The organism is Aminobacter sp. P4_D5 (assembly GCF_056401815.1).
In genome coordinates this window covers 1-509 of the sequence record NZ_JBFUIP010001454.1, presented here as the reverse complement: position 1 = coordinate 509, position 509 = coordinate 1, and the positions used below count along the sequence as shown (strand labels likewise).

Here is a 509-nt window from a genome sequence, read left to right as displayed (position 1 = left end):
CACCATCCGGTTGCCGAGATCCGTCGAGACCATCGCCGTCAGCATCAGCGGCAGGGTCAGCGCCAGGATCGCCGCTGCGCGGTCCGGCTCCACACGCGGGAGCCGCGAAAGGGCAAAGAGCGCCGCGCCGCCGAAGGCCGCCAGCCACAGCAGCAGCCCCACCGCCCCGCCCTCGACCAGCGCCTCGATCGCGTGGTTGTGCGGGTGCAGGCCGCGATCCTGCCCGACGCCCGCCGCCACCGGAAAGCCACCCGGCCCGAGGCCGGAAAAACCGCCCCAGCGCCAGGCCTCGGCCCAGAGGATCTCGCGCGCGGAATCGATATCGCCGGTGTCGCGGAACAGCCGCTCCAGCGTCGCGAGCTCGTCGGCGCGCTCGGGGTCCAGCAGCAGCACRCCCAGCCCTGCCATCGCGCAAAGCGGCGCCGCCGCCAGCCAGAGCAAGGCCGGCCCGGCGCATCCCTGCAGCACCCAGCGCAGGGCTGGCGCCAGGGCAACGGTCAGGCCGAGCG

Annotated in this window: 1 protein-coding gene; it reads right to left on the bottom strand. The window is 74.4% G+C overall.

Annotated elements, in window-relative coordinates:
* On the bottom strand, positions 1-509 hold a 509-nt coding region (locus AC1DWF_RS38930), incomplete at both ends, for an O-antigen ligase family protein (RefSeq protein WP_476843721.1).